This window comes from Anatilimnocola aquadivae (assembly GCF_049819085.1).
Taxonomy (GTDB): Bacteria; Planctomycetota; Planctomycetia; order Pirellulales; family Pirellulaceae; genus Anatilimnocola.
In genome coordinates this window covers 3,787,442-3,813,788 of sequence record NZ_CP187419.1, presented here as the reverse complement: position 1 = coordinate 3,813,788, position 26,347 = coordinate 3,787,442, and the positions used below count along the sequence as shown (strand labels likewise).

Genomic DNA, 26,347 nt, shown 5'->3' with positions numbered 1-26,347 from the left:
ATCGAAACGCGACTTTTCGCTAGGCTCAGCCTAATCGGACCGCCCATTGCGTTCAATTGGCGGTGAAAAGGTCGCTACGAGTCACTGGCTGCCTCATGCCCCTCGACCAGCTTGCGCAGTTCGGCCAATTCTCGCTCGTAACCGCCGGAAAGGATGGGGAAACGGCACCAAGTCTTTGGATCGAGGTTCTCGTCGTCCAAATGGAACGAAGGGGCGTATCGCTCGCGCTTCCATTGATTCCGGCACCAGAGTTTAAAGAAGCGTTCGACCCACAGTCCCAACTGCTTGCCGCTGTACTGCGGAAACTCGACCTGCATCACTTGCCAGATATCGATCGGGGACATTTTGTCCCGGATGGCTGCCCGCTCGATGGCATCGAGCAGGTCGTAGGGCATCAGGTCGTCTTCGTCGGTCTGCTTCGAAGCAGCCGGACGTAGCTCGGCCGTCGGAGCCTGTTCATTTACAACCACAAGCGATGGCAGCGGGCCACCGGTGTACGAGCCGTAACCCAGCGGGCCTTCCTTCTGGAACCAGCGGAGCCAATGACGAATGAAGTTCTTGTCGATGCCAGCAATCGGCGACAAGCCGCCACTCGTGTCGCCATCCATGGTGGCATAGCCCACGGCCGCTTCGGAACGGTTGCTCGTGGAAAGGAGCAACGCCCCTTTGATATTCGCCAGCATCCACACGCTCGGAGAACGAACGCGAGCTTGAATGTTCTGCAAGGCAACATCGTCGGTCTTCCAATCCAGGGGACGGCCAAGTTCACCGCTGACCACGTTGATGTAACCCTGCACGAGCGCGTCGACATCGAGTTCGAGGTACTCTGCGCCCAATGATTCCGCAACAGTGCGAGCAGCGTTCTTGGTGACCGGTCCGCTGTTGCGAGTCGATTGATACGCGGTCGTCAGCAGCCGGCGAATCAGTTCTTTCGGATCAGCTCCCGCGTCCTTCAATTCTGGAATGTAGTCTAGCTTCGCAAGGAAACCATCAATGCCCAGTTCCGCCACGGCAAAGTTCACAGCGCAGGCGACGAGCAGCGAGACGGCCGTGGAATCGGCACCACCGCTGAGTGAAACGACAAATCCACGCGACCGGCTCTTGCGCAGATAGTCGAACAGCGCGAGGGCCACGGCCCGAGTGAACTCTTCTTCCTTGAGTCGAATCGACGTTTCCCAGGTAACGTCCGTCGGCGGTGCGCGTTCGGGAGCAAGCGAGGGGAACGAAAAGTCGTTGCGAACACTACCATGATCTTCATCGACGATCTCCGGACGAAAACTCCCCAGCCGAGCACGGCTCATACGAATGGCGTCGACATCGAGGACTGCGGAAGTGACCTGCCAATCGGTGTACGAGAAGCGTGGACCGGTGGCAACCAACTTGCCGGCAGCCGCGATCATGGCATCGCCATCGTAGATGGCCCGCCCCGATTCGTTCCCGAGCAGATTCGCATACAGATAGCCAACATTGAATGCCCGCGAGCCTTCGGTGACGAAGCGCTTGCGCACTTCGTGCTTTCCGAAGGCAAAATGACTGGCGCTGGGATTTAGGATTAGGTCGACACCACGCTGAGCGAGATTTCCACCCGGACGCTCGGCAACCCAAGCATCTTCGCAAATCTCAAAACCCAACCGCACGCCGCCGCAATCGAAAATCAGATCGCCGAGCGGAATGTTGCGCCCCAGCACGTGCGCGGTTACTTGCTTGTCGGCTGGCCATGGCTTGAACCAGCGCGGCTCGTAGTGAATTCCTTCGCCAGCCAGATTCTGCTTGCCCACAAAGCCCAGCAACTTGCCATCAGCGGCCAGGCAGCAGGTGTTGTAGAGTCCGCTACCGTAAAGGAGTGGGATGCCCAAGGAGACAATCATGCCGCGAGTTTCCGGCAGCAGTTCACCCAAAACTTGCAACGCGTATTGCTGCGTGCCGGTCGCATGAAACGCGTCTTCGCAGCCATAGCCGGTGATGCACAACTCGGGCAGGCAGAGGATCGAAACTCCCTGGGCACGCGCTGCGGCGATGGCACCACTAATCCGCCGCTTGTTCCCATCCCAATCGAGGGGCGTTTGATTCAGGATGGCTGCCCCGACTCGGACGAGCTTCATGGTGGATCCCGGAGATGCAACAGTGGCGGAAAGTAGTTATTGTATATTGTACACTGAGATCAAGTGACGGGCGACTGTCTACGGGTTCACGGCTTGCCTCGAATTATCTTCGCCGGCGAGAACTCTTTCACCCACTGGGCGATTTCCTCGGGCGACTGAGCATGGTCGCGATTCTCGGGCTGGACGGCCGCTGCTGCCGAGCGCTGGCGGAGTTCGCGAATCCATTCTTCACTATCGCGATGGGCAATGCCCCGCTGCCGGGCCGATCGTTGGACGGCATGATCGCTGGAGATGACAAGCAACTGCCGCAGTTGTTTCTCGGCAGCGATCAGGTCAGCGATTAACTCGTCGGCGGTTGTCTTGCGTCGCGAGAAGAGAATCGTGATACGCTCGTGAGAAGATCGCTCGGGAAGTCCCGGCGGTGCATCTTTGCCGTCGAAGACGACGGTCGTTTGAGCCCGATCCTTGGCTGATAACTGCTGAGCGAGCAGGTCGAGCAGCGCACGACGAGCCGTTTCGAGGGTCGGCGGATCGCTCGGGTGGCCGAAGACACCGCTGGCATGCAGCAGGTTATAGCCATCGACGAGCAACTTCATTGGGGAGATTCCTGACCTACATGCCGCCCATACAGCGACCTTGGCCACACTGAGGCTTTCCGCAACCGCCGTCCATGCTCATCGGCAAACCACCGCTGGAGGCAATGTGGGCCGCGGGAGCACTCAGCAGTTTCTGCATTTTCTGGCTGTGACACTCCGGGCACTCGGGCTTCTCATCGCCACGAATGAGCAATTCACTTTCGGTCTGACAATTTTGGCACTGATAGTCAAAGAGGGGCATCTGGTTCTACTTTCCGGTTTGGCTGTCGCTTGCCGCATTCTGTCAATGCTGGGGCAAAGCGAAGAGCCGTACCGCTGATGTACGCATTCTACGAGAGATACAACCGAAAGTTGTGGACGTTGAGTGGTTGAAAGAGGCGGTGTGCTTGGCGAGAAAGTGTTTTGCAAAAGAACCTTTTCCGCCAAGGAGCACACCACCATGCAGGAAGTTAACGGATCGTCGATTGCGTTGCCAGGGCTTCGGGAGTGGCCACCAGCAGAGCTGCGAAGTCACGATTGGTCGTGGATTGCTAGCGCACGAGCCGGCGCCCACGCAATTTTTTCGGCTTGGGAGCGGAGGGGATCGTCGGGCCCGCGCCGAAGATTCGCAGCACCGTGGCGGAGGCGGTTGTCAGATGGCCAGCCATTCGGAGAGACACGGTGTGGCTCAAACGGGGCGACCGCAAAAGTGGGGTGTCGATAAATGACAAGGGTTTATCAACGAATAGGACCTTCCGATCATCACTCGTCGGAACCGATGCTAGTAACAAACGAGGTTCGTTCCGCGCTGAAGATGGCTGCCGCTGGTTGCACACACTGAGGGCCTATGGGACCGAAATAATGCCTGCCAAGGTGGCTTTCAAATTGCCTTTTTGAGCGAGATTTCGTATTCTGGCGTAAGGCTTGTCCCCCATGGATGTTGCGCGGGATATTGGTCGGTTCAGGATTTTTGCCAAGGCGAGCAGTTCTCGCTGCCGCTAGCGAGTGGAGCCCCATGGCACAACCTTCGTCTCGAATGTCCCTCAGCTTTAAAGTTGGCGATCAGCCAGTGCCGGGCTATCGGCTGGTTCGCGAGTTGGGAAGGGGTACGTTCGGGGTCGTCTGGCTGGCAGTAACCGAAAACGGCTTCGAGCGGGCGCTGAAGGTTGTCAACCTTGAACAAAAGGGTGGCAAGAAGGAGTTCCGTGCCCTACGCCTGATCAAAGATCGCAAAATCTTGCACGGCAACCTGCTAACCCTGATCGACTACTGGCTGCTCGATCGCGATGGGACGATCATCTCGACTCCAGGGAACGTCAATCTCGATACGCAACTATCGCCCGCGAAGGTTGCCGGTACGGCTGCGAATTTGGCCGCGACGACCGACCCCGCCACGGCGGTAAAAGTGCAGCAACTCAAGCTCAACCCAGGCATTCAAGGGACGATGATGCCGGGTGCGGAAGGCGACACCGCCTTCAACGTGCGCGATACCTTCCAGCAATCTCGCTTGGCCGATACTGCGGAAGAAGAGAACAGCCAAGCGATCTGGCTGGTCGTGGCAATGGAACTTGGCCACAAGACGTTGCATGACCGCCAGAAAGAACACACCACCGAACTGCAGCAAAAGACTCCCACACGCGTCTCTCGACGAGGCGTGACGCAACTCGATGCGAAGGGGGATACTTCGCCGGGCTCGAATACCACTTACGACAAGCGGGCCGCCGATCAGCAAGCCGCCGACGATGACGAGTTGTCCCCGCTGCCTGCCGATGAAGTGCTCCCTTACATGGAACAGGCAGCACGCGGCCTGGACTATTTGCACCGCTGCGAAATCGTCCATCGCGACGTGAAGCCGCAGAACATCATGCTGGTCGGCGATGTGGCCAAAGTGTGCGACTACGGCCTGGCCAGCGAATTGGGAGACCTGCGAGCGACGACCAACGCTTTTACGTTGCCCTATGCCGCACCCGATGCCATAAACAATCGACCTTGCCCAGCAAGCGACCAGTATTCGCTAGCCGTGACGTACGTCGAACTGCGAACGGGGCGCTGGCCCTTTGTGAGCAATACCGCGACGGCAGTGTACGGTGCCAAAGAAACGGGCGTGCACCATCTGAAGTTCGTTCCCAAACGGGCGGTGCGTGCCGTTCTTAAAAAGGCACTTTCGAAGAACCCCAACGATCGCTACGCGACGTGCGGCGAGTTCGTCAAGCAACTAGCCAAGGCCGAACACTCCCGCTCGGGAGTGTTTGCCGCGTTGCAAGTCGCGTTGGCAATGGTTGCGATCATCACTGTCCTGCTTGCAGCTTCGGCGACTCATCCGGGAATTCGGCAGGCGATCGTTGCCTATATCGATAGCTTCCGGAAAACAGACGTTAAGGAGTTTGAGCGGCGGGTACGCGTCGCCGAACGTCAGTTGATGGAAGAGCGAAACGAGGACGCCCTCGGTGAATTTCGCTCGCTTTATCGCGAGCTGCCGCGTCTGCCCAAGGATAGGGCGGAACTGCGGTACGATGCAATTCTTGGGCTGGCACGTGCCGAGATTTCGGAAGCGAGCAAGGTCCCCAGCAGCGAGATCGAGTCGCGGCTGAAATACCGTATCGAAGAAATGCTCGCAGATCCGGAGGCACAGCTCAATCCCATCCAAGGGCTGCGGCTGTACTACCTGCAAGTGATCGCCAAGCAAAAGCCGATTGAAATTGGCGGCGTCAATCCAGGCAGCGAGGAATCGTCTCGAGCACTCGCGGCCTGGGAACTGGCACTTTGGACCAACGCGATTCAAGAGCCGGTCGACGACCCTCGCCTACCGCCGAATTTGAAAGACTCGCTGCGCTCGCTCGTGGCCCAGCGTAAAGCGGTCGTCACGCCGGAAGATTTCGCCAGGGCAAAGGAGAGCCTGGACCAGATGCTGGCGACGGCAAAGGAATCGCTGGGCGAAAATGACGGCTTCTGGCAACTGCTCAAGCTGGAAGAGTTGCATCTGGCTTTCAAGCATCCCGAAGCCAATCACGATCAAAATCTTCGCTCGCTCGATACCCTGCTCGCCGATCGACTTCAACAAGATCGCCAGGCGTTCATTCGGGGCCAGCTGTTGCGGCTGTTGATTCTGAACGAGTTGAGAAACGCAGAGTCATCATTTTTCGACGACGCTGTGCATAAGACAGTTGCTGCGACCGATGGTGGCCTGCTGAAATTGCAGGAGACCGCTGAAGCTCATTTTGCGATCCACGAAATTACAGCGCTGAACGATTTACGGGCGCGCTACAAGAACGAAATCCGCGATTGGCCGGAAGCCATCCCCGATGAGGCGTTTCCCGCACTGCTTGGCCTATGTGGAAAACTCGAAGCATTCGATCTGCTTCGCGCGCGGGTGCGGAAGCACTTGGATGAGACCCAGGGACCACCATCACTGGCTGCGATTCAAGCCAGTTGGTCAGACTTGACCAAGTTTATTGCGACCGATACCAAACTGAAAACGGCGGAGGCTGCCGACCTTGCCGATTTGGACTTGTGCGTCAGTTTTGCCGATGCCGCAGCCAAGCCCGAAGCCGCACTCGATCGATTTGTTGAGCGGGTCCGAGAGTCGCGGAACGGTGCCGAATGGATGAAGCGACTGCTCGACCGCACGAAGCAGAACACCGCTTGGGTCGATGTGGCGCTCGCGCCGCTCAAGGAATTAAGCGTGAACCCCACGCCCGACTTGCAGGGGGACGAAAACTTTGATCGCTGGCGGAGCGAAACCAACAATCTCACCCTGACGGGCATTCTGACCCAGGAACTGTCGTCCCCCGCAGCGGCGAAGAAGGTGATTGCACGGCTCGATCAGGCACCTGACCAAAAGCAGCCGCTGCCAGCGCTTGTTCGGGTTGAGTGCGAAGTCGTCTTGAATCCTCAGCCTGACGAGGCACAGCGAGATGCGTGGCGAACGCGAATTCGCTCGGCGGCCTCGGAGATCGATCCTACCGACACGCAGTTAAAGTCGTACGGCGATTACCTGAATTCCCGCTGGTTGGCGGCAAGTTCCAATTCGTACGATCAGAGCGAAGCAGGCAAAAAGCTGCTCGATATCCTCAAGAAAGATGCAGCTCCCAGTTGGCTCGTCAGCGGGCGGCGAGAAGTAGTGGCGAAGATCCTTTCGCGGCTCGTTCTCGCTTCGCTTGGAAAGAATGACGAGGACATCGTTCGGTTTCATCAATTGAGCAACATTCCTGAACCAGCCAGGGTGACGGAAGCTCGCTCGGTGATTGCCGGTGCCAAGTTAGAGTCGCCTGCTCTAGCCGCCGTGTCCGCGGTGATCGAGGCGAGTCGCGGGAAAGCCGCAGATTGGACAAAGGTCAAAGACTTGTCGCAGGTGAGTCTCAACGACAGCGACACGCGAGCCGCTTTGGAAGCACACGAGCAACTACTGTTAGTACGATTCGTATCGGCCCGGGCGCAGCTCGAACTGTCGCCAGCACAAAAGCCACTCGACGAAACGCTCATCCGCGATTTCCACAGCATTCTGTTTGCGGACGACGGCGATGAGAAACGGATCTTCAGTTTCCCTGGCCCGCGCACCAGCGACGATGGTGGCATCTTTCGCAACTTGGTGTTGCCGATATTAAGTCATCCGTCACTCCAACAGCCGCTGCAGCCGAAGCAGACGGGGCTTGTTCAGCTAGGAGCCCTGTGGGGAGCTAAGGGACGCTTGCTACAAAGAAATACGGGCGTTGTCGCTCACGATCCAGCCTACAACTCGGCCGAGAAAGATCTGACAACGGCGGCCCTTACGCTGGCCCACCGGGCGTTTCAGAAGGCTCGAGAGTGCCAGCCAAAGTTTGAAGACTATGCGGTTGGTTACGGTCGTACGCTCATTGACCTTCCCACCAGCGAAGTCGATCCCGAGCAGCGTGCCAAAGAGATCACTCAGATAGTGGAAGATTTTGATCCGCAGGGGAAATCGAAGAACCTGGGCATGCTGTACATGGGGGCCTATGTTCGCCGCTATCAGTCCCATGAAAAGCATACGCCGAAGGAGCGATTGCCTCTTTCGGACGAGGCAATTCGCCGCTACGAATTGGTGATCGAGGGAACCGAGAACTCGGATCCCTTCGATCTGCGCAGCATGTCCTTGGAAGGTCTCAGCGATTCGCATCTGCGCCGGGCGTTTTGGATTCCCAAGACGACCGTCACCAAAGGTGAAGTGGAAGCGTTTCAGTCCGGGGGCGAGTTACCGGCTGGCACCAAAGCCTTTCATTTACGCGCAGCGCTCGATGCCGCCAACGCAGCAATCAATCTGGCTGGCCGCATTCAGCAGGAAAATGCCTATAACGCGCTCGGCAACGCCAGCGAAGACGTCGCATTTTATCTCGGCCTGTCAGACTACTACGAGCGTTCGATCGAAGCATTTCGTACTGGCATCGACCGTGCTAAGGATGAAGAGCGGCCGGTCGCGCGAGCAAAGATGCATCTGGGCCGTTGCATGTTCCGATACGGTCGCGATTTGCTTGCCAATCTATCCGACAAAAAGCGGATCGAGGTTCTGGAAGCGGCGCGAGTTATCCTTTCGGAATCACTTGCGGAATCTCCCGAGCAAAATCGGCTGCGGGCCGAGACGTATTTCTGGCGTGCGGATGCTGGCTCAGTGCTGTCACTCTATAAGCCCGCCGACGCCCCGACGTTGTTACGAGACGCCGAGAACGATCTGGTAGAAGCCAGCGAGATTGGACTGAAATCCGGCTCGCCCCAGGCTCATTTCTATCGCGTTCAGCAAATTGAAGTCGCGTTGGCCCAGCACGAACACAAAGGCGTTTCAATTGTCCTGAAGAGCGCCGCACTGGACCGGGCGCAGATCGCCACCGAGAAGCTGTTTACGAGCTTCGAGGCGGCACCCAATAGCTTTGATTCGGAGACGTTGCGCAGACTGGCGATTCTTTCCCCGAAGGCCTTCCCCAGCGATCCAGACAAGTATCGCCGGTGGTTGTTTAGTGGCAACCAAGTGAGGGCTCGCTGGCGCACCGACGACAATTGGCTGAACGAAGCTGTGACGCTGCTGCTGCGTAGTGCGATGACGTTCAATCGCCCCGAAGACGCGAAGCAAGCCGAATCGCTCATTGGGCAGATCGAGGAAACTCAGATCAAGGCCGTTGCTAACGCCGGTTTGCACAATTTGTTTGCCAGACAGGAGTTTGACGTAATCGCGAAATTCGACCGCCAGGTTGCGACGATTCCCACTGCAGAAAAGAACAGCAAGATCAAAGCAAAGCTACTCGAGTCTCTACCTGTCTTTGAAAAGTGCCTGGCCGCGAATGAGGCGACGCTACAGCCGAAAACGCAGGAACGGCTGGAACGAGTAAAACGTGCCAAGCTGCAACGCATTCTCGCAGGGGACCATGCCGCAGAAGGCCTCGAAGCGCGTCTGATTGGTGAGCACATCGCACTGACGCAAGTCGTGCGAGAGAAAATCTATTCGATGGCATACAACCTAGCCGTGCTGTCCCCCGAAAAGGAACAGAAGCTGAAATGGCTTAAGGTTGCACAGGATGCGGTCAAGCCTATCTATCTCGCCGACGACGCAATGCTCACTGGCGATAGCAAGACCAGCATTATGGCGTCGAAGGCCAAATATACATCGATCTTGCAGACCCGCGAGCGTGATCTCGCGGATCTGGATTATATGTTTGAGTAGGTCTGGTTCGTTCAATTTGAGTAGGTCTGGTTCGTTCAAATAGGTGGAGAACTTAGCTGCAACCGCCACCCGTCAGGAAGTAGAGCACGATCAAAACCGGCAACGGAACGCCGATGACCCAGAAGAACGCCCAGATTGCTTTATTGCCCATTGCCATGACCCTTCTCCGCTGGAACCGAATATTGATAAGAGAGGTCACGTTGCCCTCTCTGCATTGACAAGCGGCGATAAAGCAAAGGCCATGCCAAACGCGTTTGGCGAACTCACCAGCCGTCTCACCCTGCATTTCCGGCATGTTTCTAACGAGATAGCGAGGCGTGATACCCCGCTGATGATGTCCGCCCAATCATGCTGGCAGCGGACCGTTCAAGAAGTGGCCGGCTATCTCTTTTGGCAAGGCGTCAGTCGAAACGAACGATACTGCCAGCGTGAAAAGTCTCAGCGCCGTGTTCGGTCTGCAGTTTAAGGGCACCCGATTCATCGATTCCCGTGCAGCGGCCAACATGCAGGTGCGGTCCAACTTGCAATTGCACGGTCCTCCCCGTCAGCAGAGAGACGTGACTCCATTCTTCTCTCAGCGAATCGAAGCCGTCACTTTGAAGTTGCAGCCAACGAACGTCCAGTCGCTTCAAGATCCGCAGCAAAACACCGGTTAGATCATGCAACTGATCATCGAGGTCGCAGAGCGCTGTTGCGGTCGATTGCAGTTCAGCAGGTGCTTCGGCGAACGAATTGTTCACGTTTACTCCAACGCCCACGATCAATCGGCCACGTGCCTGCGCTGGCGACTCAATCAGGATACCGCATATCTTTCGCTCGTCGGCATAAACGTCATTGGGCCACTTCACGCTGAATGTGGCTGTCTTGCCTTCAGCGGCCAGGGCTTCGCAAATCGCCAGGCCTGCTACCAACGAAAATCCCGGCCACTGCGCGGGGCCCTGCTGATTGGGTTGGCCCTGCAAAACCAGCGAGAACATCAGGCTGCCCGGTATCGACCACCAACGATTGCTGCCGCGGCCACGACCGGCCGTTTGTTCCCGGGCAAGGACCAAAGCCGGACAGGGCAATGACTCTTCGGCGGCCAACATTGCCGCGCGGTCGTTGGTGCTGGAGATAGATTCGTGAAACTCAAGGTGCTGGATAAATTGGCTACCACGAAGAAGCGGAAGATCGAAATCGTCGGTACGCATTCTTTCGACTCCGCCCTGCGCGACCTCGCATCAAGCAAACGTGATCATCAGGTCGCCTGTTTCTACTCGCGTGCCAGGCTTCACAAAGATCTCAGCGATCTTGCCTTCGGCGTCGGCAACAACGGTCGTTTCCATTTTCATCGCTTCCAGCGAGAGCAGCTTTTGTCCCTTGGCGACGGTATCACCGGCTTTCACAGCGACGGAGACGATCATCCCCGGCATGCTGGCCCCAACTTGCTGTTTATTGCCGGGTTCGGCCTTCACCGTTTTGACGCTGCCACCCTCCAGCGACTTGTCGATGACCGTCACATCACGAGGCTGACCGTTCAATTCAAAGAAGACGGTTCGCTTGCCATCGGCGTGCGGTTCGCCGACGTTCAGGAATTTTACGATCAGCGTTTTGCCTTCTTCGATGTCGATGGCCATTTCTTCGCCTGATTCCTGGCCGAAGAAAAAGACTGGCGTTGGGAAGATGCTGGTATCGGAGTAGATCCGCTGATGATTGGCAAACTCTTCAAACACCTTGGGATACAGGATGTGCGAGAGGACATCGCGGCGTGAAGGATCGCGCAGCAGCAGGCCCTTCACCTTGGCGGTGGCAGCTTCGATATCGGCCGGGGGCAAGCTGGCTCCCGGGCGCCCCTTCACCGGCTTACGATCGCGTAGCACCCGTTTGACGACTGCCTTGGGGAAGCCACCCGGCGGTTGTCCCATCATGCCGCCGACAAGATCAATAACCGACTCGGGAAAGGCAAAGTCGCGAGTCCCTTCGACGATGTCCTTCGGCTGCAGGTCATTGGCCACGAGGAACAAGGCCAGGTCGCCCACCGCTTTGCTCGATGGCGTCACCTTGACGATGTCACCCAGCAACTGATTGGTCTCGGCGTACATTTTGCAGATTTCGGTCCAGCGATCAGCCAGGCCAATCGCGCGAGCCTGTTGATACAGGTTCGTGTACTGGCCGCCGGGCATTTCGTGCTCGTACAGTTCTGCCGTCGCGGGCGGCATCACGCTATCGAACGGCAAGTAGAACTCGCGTACGGCCTGCCAGTAGTTGCTGATGCTGTTGAGCGTCTCGGCATTAAGACCAGTTTCACGCTTAGTAAACCGCATCGCCTCTACGATTGCATTCAGGTTCGGCTGGCTGGTTCCGCCGGACATCGCTGCCATCGCGGCGTCGGCGATATCGAGCTTTACTTCCGCACCCTTGATGATCGACGCGACCTGCATGCCATTCGTGTCGTGCGTGTGGAAGTGAATCGGAATGCCGATCTCTTGCTTCAGCGTTTTGACCAGCAATTCAGCCGCATAAGGTTTGCATAGCCCAGCCATATCCTTGATGCACAGGATGTGAGCGCCGAGCGATTCCAACTCCTTCGCCAAGTCGACGTAATACTGAAGGCTGTACTTGTTTCGCGAGGGATTGAGAATGTCGCCGGTATAGCAAATGGCCGGTTCGCACAGCCCGCCCGCCTTCAGCACGGCCTCCATGGCCACCTTCATGTTAGGCACCCAGTTGAGCGAATCGAAAATGCGGAAAATGTCCATTCCCGCTTCTGCTGCCTCTTTACAGAACTCGCGAACGACATTGTCCGGGTAGCTTGCATACCCCACAGCGTTGCTCGCGCGGAACAGCATCTGAAAGAGAATGTTCGGCACCTTCTCGCGCATATCGGCGAGCCGTTGCCAGGGGCACTCCTTCAGGAATCGCATCGTGGTATCGAACGTAGCCCCGCCCCACATTTCCAGCGAAAACAGGTCGGCTGCTTGATGCGAATAAACTTCGGCGATGTTCAGCAGGTCCTTCGTTCGCATGCGCGTCGCCAGCAGCGACTGGTGCGCATCGCGGAACGTGGTATCGGTCAAAAACAGTTGCTTCTGCTTCGAGACCCATTCGCCAAACTTGGCGGGGCCAAGCTCTTTCCACTTGTCACGTGTGCCCAGCGGCGGAGTCGCACCTTTCTCGATCTTTGGCACCGGCGCAGCTAACCGGCGAGTTGCCTTCGGTAATCCCTTTACGAGCGGATGACCATTGACGATCACCTCGCCCAAGTACGTTAGCAACTTAGTCGCGCGATTGCGGCGTCGCGGCAGGTGAAACAAATCAGGCGTCTGGTCAATGAATCGAGTGGTGCAAGTTCCCGCGAGGAATGTTGGGTGAGTAATTAGCTGAATGAGGAACGGGATGTTCGTCTTCACGCCGCGGATGCGGAATTCTTGCAGACAGCGTTCCATACGGCGGGCGGCATCGACGAATCGACGGCCGCGCGCGCTGACCTTCACTAGCAGGGAATCGTAAAAAGGATTGACGGTTGCGCCGCTGAATGCACTGCCGGCGTCGAGCCGAATGCCCATACCGGCTGCCGAACGATAATGAGCAATGCGTCCATAGTCCGGCATGAAGTTGTTGGCCGGATCTTCGGTGGTAACCCGGCATTGAATGGCGAAGCCGGTACACTTCACACCTTCTTGCGATGGAAGGCCGATCTCGGGATCACTGAGGAGCATTCCTTGGGCGACTAGCAACTGCGACTTTACAATGTCGATGCCGGTCACTTCTTCCGTGACGGTGTGCTCCACTTGAATGCGCGGATTCACTTCGATGAAGTAAAACTGGTTGGTCTCGCGGTCGAGCAGAAATTCGACCGTCCCTGCATTCTCATAACGAACCGCTTTGCCGATCTTCACCGCAGCGTCGCACAGTTCTTGCCGTACTTTCGGGTCGAGCAACGGCGCCGGAGCGATTTCCACGACTTTCTGATGCCGTCGTTGCACCGAGCAGTCGCGCTCGTACAGGTGAAGCAGGTTGCCGTGCTTATCGCCAAGCAACTGCACTTCGATATGGCTGGCGCTTGTGATGTACTTTTCGATGAACACATCGGGGCTACCGAAAGCCGACATCGATTCCCGCTGAGCCGATTCAAACGAGCTTACAAACTCCAATTCGTTCAGCACCACCCGCATGCCGCGGCCGCCGCCGCCGTGAGCCGCCTTCAAAATGATCGGAAAACCCATCTTGATGGCTTTCTTCAAGCCGTCTTGGGCATTCGGAATGGCATCGCTGCCGCTCAGCACCGGCACGTTCACTTGCTGGGCAATATTGCGAGCGAAGGTCTTGTCACCCAGCTTTTCCAATGCTTCGTCATGGGGCCCGACGAACACAATTCCCGCTTTGTGACATGCGCGAGCCAGTTCTGGGTTCTCGGATAGAAAGCCGTAGCCTGGGTGAATGCCATCGACCTCGTGCTGCTTGGCAATCGCGATAATCTCGGGAATGTTCAGGTACGAGCGGATCGGCTCACCGGGCTTGCCAACCTGATACGCTTCGTCCGCCTTAAATCGATGCAGAGCGTAACGATCTTCGTGGGCATAAATGGCGACGGTCCGAATGCCCAGTTCGTGAGCGCTGCGGAACACGCGGATGGCGATTTCACTGCGATTGGCAACGAGCAGCTTGGTAATCTTTTTCATGGTTCAGAGAGGGTCGCGATCTGGCGTTTTCAGGAAGGTCGATTGCTGGGAACGGTTCGTTGGAGAGGGACCAGACAATACCATCGGCTGCACAAACTTCTAGCAAGAGTCGCCGCCTAACTTGGGCCTGCGAAACTCGCGTAAAGAGCAACCGGAATTCGGCTTACCGCTTTGGAGTGGGCAAGCGGATTGGCCGACGTAGGGAGGCTGTAGTGTACTCGGCTGCGGGGCGGCTTCGCCATGCCCGCACACGAGCGGCAAAACCGTTACCAGCGGATTTTTAATATTTGCCACTCGCTCATCCAACAAGGTCAGACTTTTCTTCCCTCGACCTCGGGCGTACAGTGCAGCGTGCCGGTCCGACTTTGCCTTCATCGCGAATCGGCATCGATCGTTTTGCTCCTACAGATTGACATTGTAATGCCTCTCGATACGCCCCGTTATTTGACTTCTTTCACCCCCCGGCAATTACCGCATTTCTTTGCGGATGTGCTGATCATCGGCGGCGGTCTCGCGGGTCTGCGCGCGGCCAACGCGATCGATCCGCGACTATCGGTGCTGGTGGTGACGAAAGACGCCTTGCTGCAATCAAATAGCAGCTACGCCCAGGGCGGCATTGCCGGTGTACTAGATCCTGTCGATCGCTTTGAAGACCACGTCAGCGATACGTTGATCGCCGGTGGTTCGCTCTGCGATAAGCGGGTGGTCGACATGGTCGTGCGCGAGGCACCCGAGCGCATCGCCGAACTCGTGGAATGGGGTACGAAGTTTGACGAAAAGGCCGGCCGCATTCTGCTCGGCCGCGAAGGAGGGCATGGACATAACCGCATCGTGCATGCCCTAGGCGATATGACGGGACGTGAAGTGATGCGGGCCGTCGTTGAGCACACGGTCGCCTTGCCCAATGTTCGCATTTGGGAAAACACCTTCACCATCGACTTACTTACCTACGAAAACTCGTGCCAGGGAGCTATTGTCGCCAATCGACATGGCGACCAGATGTTTGTTTGGGCCAAGCAAACGATTCTCACTACCGGGGGTGCAGGGCAAGTCTATCGCGAGACTACCAATCCGGCGGTCGCGACCGGCGATGGACACGCGATGGCTTATCGCGCCGGCGCGGAGCTGCGAGATATGGAGTTCATGCAATTTCATCCGACCGTCCTCTATATTGCCGGCGGCAGCCGAAGCTTGATCACCGAAGCGATTCGTGGCGAAGGAGCGAAGCTGGTTGATCGTGAGGGAATGAGATTCATGCAGCAATACGATCCACGGGGCGAACTCGCCCCGCGTGATATCGTCTCGCAAGCCATTGTCACGCAGATGGAAAAGACTCGGCATCCCTGCGTGTATCTTGACGTGACCCATCTCGACCGCAAGTTCACGCTTGAGCGCTTTCCTGGCATCGCTGCGGCCTGCAAGCAGTTCGGGCTCGATATCACTCGCGATCGTATTCCCGTTCGCCCCGGGGCTCACTATATGATCGGCGGAGTGACGGTCGACCTCGTTGGCCGCACGACCATTTCTGGTCTGTGGGCTGCCGGTGAAGCAACTTCATCGGGACTGCACGGTGCGAATCGCTTGGCCTCGAATAGCCTGCTCGAGGGACTCGTCTATGGTGCACATGCCGGCCACGGCGCGTCGCAGTCGGCCCTAGCAATGCCGGGCGACTTTCGTGTCTTCCCCATCGAGTCGCTGCCGCTGGCGGCTTCGATTGAGTCGCAGGAGCCCCTGGATGTCACCGACATTCGCAACAGTCTCAAAGCACTCATGTGGCGGGCTTGCGGTGTTCGCCGCACAGCAGAGCTACTCCAAGAAGCAATCGAAGCAGTCGATCAGTGGCGTCGATACGTCCTCTTGCGGCAGTTTCACGATCCAGCGGGCTGGGAGCTTCAAAACCTTCTCTGCTTAGCTCGCGTGATGATTCAGTCAGCTCTGGCGCGCGACGAGTCGCGCGGCACCCACCTCCGTACCGACTTCCCCAAGCTCGACGACGCTCGCTGGAACCGCCACATCTGGTTTCGTCGGTCAAGTAATGACGAAACCATGGGCGTCTCTTAGCTTGCCATCAATTTGCAACTCGCTGTTCTACATCGTAGGGCCGAAGCGTTCGTCGGTGCCGTTGCCGGGGACTTGGAAGTCGGGGGGCGAAAGGGCGGTGGGGCCTTGGTCGGCGACGTCGGCGGCTTCCCAGCAGAAGTCGTCGTCGCCGAGTTTGCCATAGACATCGTCATCGACGCCGTCGTGCGTGATGGTGGCGAGGCCGGTGCGAAGGTTGGAGGTGCCCCAGATGTTCAGCAGCGCGAGCAACGCTGCGTCGTTATCGGTAGCATTCGAATACGTGGCCGCACTGAACGGTCCAACACTGGCGACCGAGGTCCACGTGCTGTGTTCGTTGGCGACGCTGCCCGTGATGAGCAGGTCGTTGCCGAACTCACCGCTCATGTTGTCTTCGCCGGTGCCGCCGATCAGCACGTCGTTGCCGCTGCCGCCGTTGAGAATGTCATTCCCCGCTTCACCCACCAGCAAGTCGTTGCCGAGATAACCGGCAAGTTGATCGTTGCCCGCACCGCCGTAGACGCGATCGTCGCCGAAGCCGCCGTCGGCGATGTCATCGCCGAAGCCACCGTGCAGGTAATCGTTGCTGTCGAAGCCACCGAGCCGATCGTTACCGCCGCCGCCATAAATCACGTCGTTGCCGGTGCCGCCACTCAGCGTGTCGTTGCCACCAATCGGTGAATCTTGCGGAGGAACCACATCGGTCGATGCCGGTGCGTTATCGCCCCACAGCACGTTGTCGCCGTTGCCGCCATTCACGCTGTCGTTATCGAGACCGCCGACGAGCCAGTCGTTGTTGGTCGCACCGTACAGCAGATCGTTGCCACCTTCGCCGTAGAACTCAGCGGAGACCGTGAGGTTCGCTTGCGTGACATAGTCGGCGCCGTCGCCGGCATAGACGATCGTCTTGTTACTCACGTTGTAGTCGCCGAACGTGCTGTTGATTCGCAGACGCACGCGGTGAGGCTGTGCCACCGTGTTGTTGCGGCTGAACTGAATCAAGTCGTTCGCGGCCGTCGTGCGGGCGAACAAGTCGCCAATTTGCACGTTCGTCAGCTTGCCTTGGTCGACGAGATTCAGGTCTTCGATTTCACTCCACGATACAGGCTGACCCGCGCTGTTGAGCACGCCGGAAGAACCGGCGGCAACGACGACGGGCGCGGTGTTGGGAATGGAAGTGATATCGAGATTGAGTGTGTCGCCGATGATGTCGCCGACCGGAGCGGGGAGTGGATTCGTGGGAATGCCGCCGTTGATCGTGATCGCGGTGGTCGTGCTTGGACGAATCAGTTGCGTGGTCGGTGCGACCACGAGGCCGACGTTCATCGCACCCGTGCCGACGAGTCCCGCCGGTGTTTCGCCGAACGTATCGAGGCCCGCATCGCCAAACAGTGAGACGCTCGTCACTCCGCTGGGCGTGCCCGTGGGCGGCGGTGCCGTGCCGCCGATCTGATCGGAAGTGAACACGCGGAACTGATCGTTGCCGCCGTTACCGCGCAGAATGACCGCCTCGAGATCGTGCGGAGTCGTCGTTGGCGTCAACTGCGAGTTGATGTTGTCCGCGTCGCTGGTGCCGGTGTAATCGAGGTTGTCGATGTTGCGGAAGGTGACACCGCTCGCGTTGAGACCGGTGAGGACGTAATCCGGATCAGTGCCGTTGAGTGCGTTCAGCGCCACGGTGTCACCCGTGAGGTCGCCACTGTCGTTGATCTCGAGGCGATCGACGGCGAACGTCATGTCGCCGCCGCTGCCGTCGACCACGACCGGACCGGCGATGAAGTCGACCGTCGGAGCCGCATCGAACAGCTGGAACAAGTCGCCGCCAAGACCGCTACGCAGTGTCACCACGCCCGTGTTACCGCTGGTGCTCTGCACTCGCAGCGTATCGACCGCGCCGTCATCGGCGAACAGGCCTTGGCCGTACAAGTTGATCGCCGGGTCGTTGGTCTGGCCACTACCCAAGCTGACAAGGTTCAGCGAATCAGCGCCCGCCAGAGCGTTCACATTCAGCGTCGTGAAATTGTCGCCGCTGAAGTCAAACGGCGTGTAACCGGCACCCATGCTCACACGTGTGTCAGCGAGATTCGCGGCGATGCTCAGTGCATCCGCCACGTCGCTGCCGAGCACAGTGAGCGCGCCCGGAGTCGCACCCGCTCCGGTTCGCTGCACGAGTTCCACGTTCGCGAAGTACGTCTGCAGATCAACCGCGTTGCTGGTGCTCAGCACTTCGCCCGTGTTGCTCGGCGTGCTGCCGCTGTTCGTGCCGAAGGCATAGGTTTGCGACGCGCTCGGTCCGGTGAGCGCGAAGATGAGCGTGTCGTTGTTGCCGCCGCCATCGAAGAAGAACTCAGCCTGGCCGGCGAGGTTCGTGTTGTCGCCAGCTCCTGGAGCGAGTCCGCTGAAGTTCACGAGCCCACCGAGGTCGTTGATCGTGAGGAAGTCGCGATCGTTGCTGCCGAGATAGGTGAACGAGAGAATCGTCGCGAAATCGCCTTGAAACACGATGCCCACGTCGTTGTCGTCGGGCGCGATCGCATCACCGGTCCGCGTCAGCACGAAGTCCGCTCCGCTGCGCGACAATGTCAGATGATCGTCGACGTTCGTGTTGCCGAACGGCGTGTTGTTCGCATCGAGGGCCAGGTGATACGGAGCATTCGCATTCACATCCTCGATGCTCGTGTACACCACCTGTCGCAGCGGTGCGCCGAACGTCCACGTTCCCGCGCCGATGCCGCCAAGCGTCAACAGCGGATTCACCGCCGCCGCGATATCGAGATTCAACGTATCACCCGGCGACGTTCCCACCGGCAGATTCCCATTGATGAAGAACTCCGTCGTCCCTTGCGGCGCGAGATTGAACGTATCGTGGTCGTCATTGCCGTTCAGATACGTGCCACCCGCCGGCGCGAGCGGCGTCGTAATCACCGCGGCATTCGCAATCGTGAGCGTGCCACCCGTCGTGGCATCGGGGCCAGCCGGCAGTTCCGCATCACCGACATCCACACCGATTACCACTTGCAGCGCCGCACTGACATTGCCATCGATGAACGCATCGTCACCCGCATTCAAGAACACATTCGCCGTTGTCGACTGCACCGTCACGCCGCCGTTGATCGTCAGATCATCATCGAGCAGCGGCGCGTCGTTGTCGTCGGTAGCCGTGAAGGTGACGTTACCCGCCGAGATGCTATTGGCCGCGATCGTCAGCGGACTGCTGTTGACGACGGTCGTGGCACCGCCGTCGTTGCGAGCACCAAAGCCCAGCGTGCGAAGATCACTAACGGTGAGCAGACCACCCACGCTGTTCAGCACGTTGATCTCGCCGCTCGTCGTATTGAACAGCTGAATCGCACTCACCGACGTCTCGAGCGTATTCCCCGCACCGATGCCCGTCGCCGCCTGCAAGAACACATTCGGTCCAGTCACATTATTATCATCGTCCCCATCAATGATCGCTCCACCCGCCACAATCCCGCCACCTGCCGCAGTCGTGACATTCGCGATCGTCGCATCCCACACCGTCGCTAGCGTATTCGCGCCCAGAGCCAGCACCGAATCATTCGACCCTACCCCGTCTCCGGCCCCCACATAACTCGACACCGCCTCACTCGCCAACAACTGCAATTCAGCGCCCAAGGCAACGGAGACCGCTCCGGCTGTGTTGAAGATTGCCCCGTTGCCAATTGCGTTATTCAAAACCAAGCGGCCTGCGACGACTGACGTCGTACCGGTATAGGTGTTAGCGCCCGACAGCGTCACCGTACCCACGTCAACCTTGACAAAGTTGCGGTCAGTTCCGGACACAACTCCGCCCAGCGTCAGCGAACTGCCAGCGGCAGCTCCAATGTTGCGGTTGCCAGTCCCACTATGCAGGATCAAGCTGCCGTTGAACGTGTTGGCGCCATTCACGCTGCGGAGAGTGGCATCGCCGCTGACGGCTGCCCCGGAAAGGTAAATCGTTTCGCTCGAGGGAATGGTTATGCCTCCCGAGAACTCCACGACGGCCGAAGGATTGTTCACGTGGAAGTATGTGCCAACGGCCGCGGTATCGCTACGCAGACTGACGACGCCCTGGGAGACATCCATCCAGCCGCTGCCTCCGTTGACGCCAGTTAGAATCAACGTGCCAGGGCCATTTTTGACGGCATAGCCATTCGATGTGAGGGAGCCGCTGACGGTTAGATCGCCAGCGGCGATATTGAGATGGCTTTGCACTGCAGGGATCAGAATCGAGCCCGACCAAGTGTTGCTGCCACTGACGTTTCGCAGCGTGCCGATTGCCGCATTGGTGCTCAGTGAGAGTGCGTTTGCCACGGTAATACCGTTTTGGACTTCGAGAACTGCACCGCCCAACACGTTGACCGCGCCGATGCCCAGGGCCGTGTTATTCTGAATGTTCAGCACACCTTGATTGACGTTCGTGACACCGGTGTAAGCGTTCGAAGAAACGAACGTTAGTCTTCCGGATCCAGTCTTGGTGAGTCCTCCGGCACCAGAAATAACGCCTGCGTGTGAGGTTGATGTCGCGTTGCCGACGGTCAGAGTACCGGTACCGAGATTAACATTGCCACCCGCGGCTCCGCCACCTGTCAACGAACCGACCGACAGATTCACGCTGTTCAAGTCCAGCGCGACACCAGGGGCGTTTGCCAGAGAAACCGCGACGGCACTCAGGTCGTGGCCCCCCGGCTTGTTGCTGTTGGTTTGCGTGACGATGCCACCTTGAATGTCAATCGCGCCAGCGGTAATCGTGGCGTTGACGAGCGTGAAGGTATTGCCGCCAATCTTGGTGAGGGTGAAGCCATTCAGGTCGAGCGTGGTGGGAGCGAAGCCGAAGGTCAGCAGAGCCCAGTTGCCCGTGCCGCCGATCGCCGCATTTCCCGCGAGGCGAATACCGCTCGCCTGCGCAGAAAAATTACCGATTCCACCGCCGCTATTAGTGAGCGCACCGACACCGCCGACACCGGTGCCAGTGATGGTATATCCGTAGGCGGCGTCGATGATGCCGTTGAAATCTACCGACGCTCCGTCGGCGACGACGACTTTCGTAAAGGCTGCGCTTTGCGCGCCAAATGCGAGCGAGCTTCCGATTCTTGCCGTGCCGGCGTTGATGTTGGCCACACCACCAAACGAACTGCTGCCAGAGAGAGTCAGAACTCCTGCGCCAACCTTGGTGATTCCACCCGCACCACTGATGCTGCCAGCGTAAGTTGTTGATGTTGCATTGCCTACAGTCAGCGTGCCGGTGCCCAAGCCGACGTTGCCACCCACAGCTCCACCGCCCGATAGCGAACCGACGGACAGGTTCAGGTTATTCAGGTTGAGCGCTGCGCCCGCGGTATTGGCGAGAGAAACAGCAACTCCACTGAGGTCGTGACCAGCAGGCTTGTTATTGCCGATTTGCGTGACAACACCGCTTTGAATGTCGATCACTCCGGCCGTAATCGTCGCGTTTGCAAGGGTGAACGTATTGCCGCCGAGTTTGGTGAGCGTGAACCCATTCAGGTCGAGTGTGGTGGCACCATATCCCGCCGCGAGCAATGCCCAGTTGCCTGTGCCGCCGATGGCCGCGTTGCCGGCTAACCGAATGCTGGTTGTTTGCGCGGTGCCGGTGCCAATGTTGCCCGCATTGTTAAGGAGTGCTCCCGCGCCGCCAACGCCGGTGCCCGTGATTGTATAGCCATAAGTTGCATCGAGAACGCCGTTGAAATCGACCGATGCCCCGCTCGCGACAATCACCTTGGTGACGGCAGTGTTAAAAGCACCAAAAGCGTGCGTGTGCCCAATCTGTACCGTCCCGGTGTTAACGGCAACTTGACCGGAGAATGAGCTACCACCTGAGAGCGTGAGCGTGCCGGAGCCCACTTTGGTAAGACCGCCCGCGCCGCTAATAATGCCGGCGTAGATGGTCGAAGCGGCGTTGCCGACGGTCAGTGTGCCAGTTCCCAAACCGACATTGCCACCCGTGGTTCCGCCACCGGACAACGAACCGACCGTCAGATTGAGATTGTTCAGATTGAGTGCGGCTCCCGTTGTGTTCGCCAGCGAAACGGCCACTCCGCTGAGGTCGTGACCCCCGGGCTTGTTATTGACGATTTGCGTGACAACACCGCTTTGAATGTCGATCGCTCCCGCGGTGATAGTGGCATTCGCCAGCGTGAAGGTGTTGCCACCGAGCTTAGTGAGGGTGAACGTATTCAGATCGAGTGTCGTGGCAGCATATCCGCCCGCGAGCAATGCCCAGTTGCCCGTGCCGCCGATCGCTGCGTTTCCAACTAGCCGAATGTTGCTTGCTTGAGCAGTTCCATTACCAATGCCACCAGCATTGTTGAGAAGCGCTCCCGCGCCACCAACGCCGCTACCCGAGATCGTATAGCCGTACGTTGCATCGATAATGCCGTTGAAATCTACCGACGCTCCGTCGGCAACATTCACCTTTGTGAAAGCAGTGTTGAACGCACCAAATGCGCGAGTGTGCCCGATACGTGCCGTACCAGCATTCACGGCCACAGCGCCCGAGAATGTATTGGCGCCGGACAGGGTGAGCGTGCCAGTACCGGTTTTGATGAGGCCGCCACCGCCTGAGATGACTCCGCCCAGCGTCGTTGTGACACTGTCAATGTTGAAGGTACTGTCGGCCACTACGACGAACGGGGTGTTGATGGTGTTATTGCCGCCGGAGTTGACAATGTCATCTGCGGCGTTGTCGAGTGTGATGCTGTTACCGGTGAGCGTGTAGCCGCCGACCGAGTATTGCAGCGTGTAACTGTTGCCGGCGGTGGTGTCGTTGATCTGCGTGAAGTTAGCGCCGGTGCCATCGAAGACCAGAGTGTCGCCATCGCCTGGCAGAGCATTGCCCGACCAGTTGGTATCTCCCGCGTTGCTCGTTGCCCAGTTCCCATCGACATCTCCCACCCAGGTCAACGTGGCGAGCAACGAACGATCTTCTAGTTGCTCGAAGAAGGCACGGCGAACCCGCTGGTTAGCCTTCGCGCTGGTGAGAGTTCGTGCTCGTTGATTCTGGCGGGAAACTAATGCGAGGCGTGTCATGTAGGAAGTCTTCCAGATGGTAAAGCATGCGCGCGGCGAGACCGCTCGTTAGCCAAACGGGCAACAAATAGCTGCACAGCGTGTGAAGACGCTGCGGGAAAGGTAGGAGAAGTTGGCAGATGAGTAACCGAGCAACCAGTCAGTTGCCGCGAACCCGCTACTCGACCGATGCTGCGAGAGAAAGCACCGGCTGCGAGTCAATTCGCAACCAATCCTGATCGAGTTACACGGCGACGAACGGGAAAGAGGAGCTCGTCGCCGGGATTTAACGTAGTTGCGGATAATGACTTTGACAACGGTTGTGCAACGCTGCTCAAGAGTTTACCCGCGCTTAATGTGCATGTTATTCATCGTATTTTGGGAAGTGCCGAAAACATGTCCGGTCACGAAGGCGTGTCAACACCCATCCAAGAAATGGTGCGATGCATCCGAAAGAGGGGCACTGCGAATCGTGCTACAACAGCCATCCTTTCGTCCGCTGCGGCAATCCGCATTCTCCGCAGGATTAGCAGATCAGCCGTTCAATTTGCGGATGAGGTTCGGCAACTCACTAACACTGCGCAGCACGTAGTGCGCTCCTTGGGCGAGAAAGTCGCGCCCAATCTGCTGCAAACGAGCGGCTAGTTCCGCAGGAGGTAATTTCTCCACTTCTGCCTGCGACAGGCCTAGCGCATTGCCAGTTTGCGATACGCCTACCGTCACGCAGCCAGCATTGCGACCAGCAGCGATCCCGACAGGTGTATCGTCAACCGCAATGATTGCATCCAGAGGGTAAACGCCCAGGATTTCTGCAGCGCGAAAGTTCATCCACGGGGCAGGACGTCCCGTGGAGACATCGTCGGAGCAAATGATGCAGTCCGGCGAGTAGCCGCACTTGGCAGCCGGTGGTGCCACCACCTCCATCAGTGCTCGGGTATAGCCTGTTGTGGATCCGATCTTGAGGCCCATTTGCCGGCACTCAGCGATCGCCTCAACAACGCCCGGAATCATCTCCGACCCGCGCGCCAAAGTTTCGAGTTGCAGAGGCAGGAATTCGTCGTACATAGTCTGCACGTCGTTATCGACGGGCGCTCGTCCGTGAACTTGTTGCCAAAGTTGAGCAACTCGCGGCAGCGAAATCACGGCCGAAATGTGCTCTCGCTTGGCCATCCCCATCGGGCCGCGCGCTTCTGCCACGGTGATCTCAACTCCCCGCCGACGAAAGATTTCGAGAAAGACCTGCGTCGGTGCTCGGCTGCCATAATCGACGGTAGTTCCCGCCCAATCGAGAATCACGGCTTGTAGTTTTGCGGACATGGCGAAGTCTCAAAGTTGGTTGAAGGAGGATCTAGGTCCAGCGCTGCCAGTTTCGTTCGGCCAAGCCAAACGACATCGTCATGCCCGCTCCACCCGTACCCGTACAAATGTGTACGTGCGGTGAAACTTCGTCAAGGAACATCGGCAACAAAGGATGCTTGGCGTAGATGCCGTGCCAGCGCTCGGCGATGGTCCAAGTGGGCAGTTGCAGAATCTTCTGCAACTCGCGGAGCATCAGGTCATCGATCATCGTCTTGTCGTAAATGTCGATCTCGGCATCGTATTCGTGCGAGTCCCCGAGAATCACTTCGCCAGCATCGTTTTGCGAAGCCATCACATGAATGCCGAGGCGGTCGAGTTCCGGGGTTTCGTGGGCAACGCGCGCTTTGAGTGCGGGCAGCGACGGGCAGACATCAAAATTGTGATAGTGCCGCAAGGTCAAGCCGCTAGCCAAATGCGGACCAATCCGCCACTGGTTTGGCTGGCTTGATGTGCGGAGCATCTGCAACTTGCAAAGCTTCATCCCGGCCGAGGCCAGGACCTGCGGAAAGAGCGAAGCGAAGTCGGCTCCCGAGCAGATGACGGCGCGGTCGATGGAGTGCGACTGGCGATTTGCCGTTTCGATGCGCCCGTTGTCGACGGACGTCACCACGGTCTCAAACTCAAACCGCACGCCATACTTCTCTGCCAGAAATGCCGGCAACGCGCGGATCGCGGCCGGCGGATTCACGGCCATTTCTGTCGGGCTAAAGAGGCCACCGAGAAGCCCATTCGGATTGGCAGCGGGCGTGCGCTCGAGCACTTGTGCCGGGGAAAGAAGTCCGCACTCAAAGCCAAGCTGGGTGGCCTGCGCGTAAAACTCTTGCAGCACGTGCCACTCGTCGGAGCGATGAGCCAGATGAATCGAACCGCACGGATTCACCCAAATGCCTGCCTTTTCGCCCAATTGTTTCCAGCGTGCGGCGCTGGCGAGCGCGATCTCGTGCAACTCTCCCGCGGGCTGACCGATGGGCCAGACCATGCCGAAATTGCGAATCGAAGCGCCGCTGGCGCGCGATGATCGTTCGAAGACCGTAACGCGATGGCCGCGCTCAGCGGCGGACCAGGCATGGGCTAGGCCGACAATACCAGCCCCCACAATGGCGACTTGCTCGGGCATTACGAGCCTTCCTTCGCAACCGCTGCGTCCAGATGACGAGCAAAGTGTTCCAGGTAGGGAGTGACCAACTCAGGCACTTTTGCAGCGTCGTCCCATCGCCGCAAACGCACGGCGTCCTGAAAGTGCGGCCGTTGTTCGAAGCGAGCAACCTCCTCGGCAGACATTGGTCCGCCCTGCAGTTCCAGGCTTTGGATCGACGGTCCACTCAAGACTTGCAAATAGGCCGCGTCGACCGCACACAGGTAGCGTTTGGCATCGACATGCAACTGCACGGGGTCACAAACGTCGGGACCAAATCGTTCTTTCAACCAGTGGGCCCCCAGCGCTTCGTGCCGATCGTCGATGCCGCGATCAGGAGCATCGGCCGGCAGATCGTGCAGCAAGTGCCCAACGTCGTGCAGCAAGGCCGCGGCAATCAGGGGCGACGCGGCCCCGTCGGCTTCGGCGAAGTAAGCAGCTTGTAGTGCATGTTCCAACTGCGAGACGTTTTCGCCGCCGTAGCGCGAGCCGCCATTGGCCTGGAACAACTTCAGCACGGCAACGGTCGTAGGATGATGGTCCAGTTGCATCGGTACGCTTGTCGAATGGTGACGGAGGATGAAGATACCAGGTAGCTGGCACGACTCGAAATTCAACCAACTTGTTCAACAATTGAGTCGATCGTTGAACAATAATTTGCGCCAATCCCGAGGAATACTGCATGTGCGGTCCAACAAGGCAGCCAATTGTTGAACACCCCCCTTTTGCGGTTGTCGCCTTAGAGCGAACACGCAAGTTAT

At 58.2% G+C, this 26,347-nt stretch carries 11 protein-coding genes; 2 read left to right on the top strand and 9 right to left on the bottom strand.

Features of this window, described 5'->3' with window-relative positions:
- Window positions 1–74: 74 nt before the first annotated feature.
- The 3 genes from nadE to NA78x_RS15305 all read right to left on the bottom strand — a co-directional run bounded on the left by nadE (window position 75) and on the right by NA78x_RS15305 (window position 2,939).
- Entirely contained in the window at window positions 75–2,102 is a 2,028-nt protein-coding gene (gene nadE / locus NA78x_RS15315) for an NAD(+) synthase (RefSeq protein WP_425619323.1), read from the bottom strand.
- Between the two features lie 86 nt (window positions 2,103–2,188).
- On the bottom strand, window positions 2,189–2,698 hold the full coding sequence (locus NA78x_RS15310; protein ID WP_425619322.1) for an NYN domain-containing protein: 510 nt from the start codon (window positions 2,696–2,698) through the stop codon (window positions 2,189–2,191).
- Window positions 2,699–2,714: 16 nt separating this feature from the next.
- Window positions 2,715–2,939 (bottom strand): FmdB family zinc ribbon protein, encoded by a 225-nt coding sequence (locus tag NA78x_RS15305; protein ID WP_425619321.1) that lies wholly within the window; start codon window positions 2,937–2,939, stop codon window positions 2,715–2,717.
- Between the two features lie 753 nt (window positions 2,940–3,692).
- Here NA78x_RS15305 and NA78x_RS15300 point away from each other — a divergent pair.
- The gene (locus tag NA78x_RS15300) at window positions 3,693–9,344 is read left to right on the top strand and encodes a serine/threonine-protein kinase (protein ID WP_425619320.1); all 5,652 of its coding nucleotides are present in this window, start codon (window positions 3,693–3,695) and stop codon (window positions 9,342–9,344) included.
- 401 nt (window positions 9,345–9,745) lie between these two features.
- Here the strand turns inward: NA78x_RS15300 and NA78x_RS15295 are convergent, their stop codons facing one another.
- Entirely contained in the window at window positions 9,746–10,534 is a 789-nt protein-coding gene (locus tag NA78x_RS15295; RefSeq protein ID WP_425619319.1) for a biotin--[acetyl-CoA-carboxylase] ligase, read from the bottom strand.
- 30 nt (window positions 10,535–10,564) lie between these two features.
- Entirely contained in the window at window positions 10,565–14,005 is a 3,441-nt protein-coding gene (locus NA78x_RS15290) for a pyruvate carboxylase (protein ID WP_425619318.1), read from the bottom strand.
- Window positions 14,006–14,425: 420 nt separating this feature from the next.
- Between NA78x_RS15290 and nadB the strand changes: the two genes are divergently transcribed.
- Window positions 14,426–16,066, top strand: coding sequence for an L-aspartate oxidase (gene nadB / locus NA78x_RS15285; RefSeq protein WP_425619317.1), 1,641 nt, complete (start codon window positions 14,426–14,428; stop codon window positions 16,064–16,066).
- Between the two features lie 27 nt (window positions 16,067–16,093).
- On the opposite strand, the gene NA78x_RS15280 is transcribed toward nadB, so the two are convergent.
- The 4 genes from NA78x_RS15280 to NA78x_RS15265 form a co-directional block, all read right to left on the bottom strand.
- Entirely contained in the window at window positions 16,094–23,113 is a 7,020-nt protein-coding gene (locus NA78x_RS15280) for an autotransporter-associated beta strand repeat-containing protein (RefSeq protein WP_425619316.1), read from the bottom strand.
- 513 nt (window positions 23,114–23,626) lie between these two features.
- Window positions 23,627–24,409: a phosphonoacetaldehyde hydrolase gene (phnX, locus tag NA78x_RS15275; RefSeq protein WP_425619315.1), complete on the bottom strand. Its 783-nt coding sequence runs from the start codon at window positions 24,407–24,409 to the stop codon at window positions 23,627–23,629.
- 31 nt (window positions 24,410–24,440) lie between these two features.
- A complete protein-coding gene (locus NA78x_RS15270) occupies window positions 24,441–25,568 on the bottom strand; it encodes a TIGR03364 family FAD-dependent oxidoreductase (protein WP_425619314.1) in 1,128 nt (375 codons plus the stop codon).
- Window positions 25,568–26,137: a phosphonate degradation HD-domain oxygenase gene (locus NA78x_RS15265; protein WP_425619313.1), complete on the bottom strand. Its 570-nt coding sequence runs from the start codon at window positions 26,135–26,137 to the stop codon at window positions 25,568–25,570. Before NA78x_RS15265 ends, NA78x_RS15270 begins: the two co-directional genes overlap by 1 nt.
- Window positions 26,138–26,347 lie beyond the last annotated feature (210 nt).